Source organism: Mycobacterium sp. E342 (assembly GCF_001667665.1).
In the GTDB taxonomy this organism is placed as follows: domain Bacteria; phylum Actinomycetota; class Actinomycetes; order Mycobacteriales; family Mycobacteriaceae; genus Mycobacterium.
The window spans coordinates 1-1,582 of record NZ_LZJM01000205.1; the positions used below are offsets into that span (position 1 = coordinate 1).

1 protein-coding gene is annotated in these 1,582 nt (G+C 65.8%); it reads right to left on the reverse strand.

Features of this window, described 5'->3' with window-relative positions; translation table 11 throughout:
- Window positions 1-1,582, reverse strand: a 1,582-nt coding sequence (locus tag A5692_RS15180; protein ID WP_231984335.1) for a condensation domain-containing protein, incomplete at both ends; no start/stop codon positions are given.

Sequence of the window (1,582 nt, forward strand, 5' to 3'; positions counted from 1 at the left end):
TCCACCGCCCCACTAATCCCGGCCGGTTGGCCGGCGTCGGTGAAGTTCTCGGTCAGAGAGAATGTCAAATCCATGCGGGCGGTGTGGGTTTGCACCGGTATGGGGTTGGCTTGTAGCTCCCCCAGGCCCAGGTCGGTCAGGTTGTGGTGTTGCCAGGCCAGCATCACCTGCACCAGCGGGTGATGGGCCAGGCTGCGGGCCGGGTGCAGCCGTTCCACCAAGACTTCGAAGGGCACATCCTGGTGCTCGAAGGCGGCCAGGCTGCGCGCCCGCACCTGGCCAAGGAGTTCGGTCACACTGGGGTCGCGGGTCAGATCGACCCGTAGCACCAGGGTGTTGACGAAAAACCCGACCAGCTCATCTAGAGCGGGGTCGCGCCGGCCGGCGATCGGGAACCCGACGGCCACATCAGTATTGGTGCTGAGTTTGGCCAACAAGACTGCTAGGGCGGCTTGGAGCACCATGAAACTGGTGGCGTTGTGGGTGCGGGCCAGCTGGGTGATCTGCTGCTGCAGCTCGGCGGGCCACTCGATCGGGAGGCTGGCCCCCCGGTGATCGGCCACCGCCGGATAGGGCCGATCCGTGGGCAACACCAGCCGTTCGGGCATCCCGGTCAACGCGTGCTGCCAGTAGCCCAGCTGTCCGCCGATGCGGCTGTGTGGGTCGTCGAGGTCACCGAACTGCTCACGTTGCCAGAGTGTGTAGTCGGCGTACTGCACCGCCAACGGCGCCCAACTTGGAGTCTGGCTTTGAGCGCGGCTGGTATAGGCCACACCCAGATCTCGTATCAGTGGTGTGGTCGACCAGCCGTCGGCGGCGATGTGGTGGGCCACCGCCACCAACACATACTCATCGGGGCCCAACCGGAAAAGCTCGGTGTGGATCGGGATTTCGGTTGCCAGATCGAACCAGTATTCTGCCGCCGCGGCGATGGCCTCCTCGAGCCGCTCGTGCGTCCACTCACCGGCGTCGATCACCGCCCAGCCGAACTCGGCCTGCTCGACCGGCACCACCTGCTGGTGGGGGATCCCGTCGATCGTGGGGAACAGGGTGCGCAGGCTTTCATGGCGGGCCACTAGATCACCGAGCGCAGCCTGCAGGGCGTCCACGTCGAGTGGCCCCGTGAGGTGTACCGCGATGGGCATGTTGTAGACCGCAGACCGGCCCAGCAACTGATCGATAAACCACAACCGGGACTGGGCAAACGACAACGGCACCACTGCCGGCCGCTGCTGGGCCGTCAGCGGGGCCAGCCCACCCCCACCCCCGGCCTGGATGCGGGGTGCTAACTGGGCGATGGTGGGCGCCTCAAACACCGCCCGCACCGACAGGTTGGCATCCAAAGAATTGTTGATGGCCGCGATCAGGCGCATCGCCGACAACGAGTCCCCACCCAGATCGAAGAAGGAGTCGTCCAGTCCGACGCGGTCGTGGCCGAGGATTTGGGCGTAGATGCCGGCCAGAATGTCTTCGGTGAGGGTGGCCGGGGCGCGATAGGGGGCGCTGGTGTAGTCGGGTGCGGGCAAGGCGCGGGTGTCGAGTTTGCCGTTGACCGTCAACGGTAGGGCATCGAGCACCATGA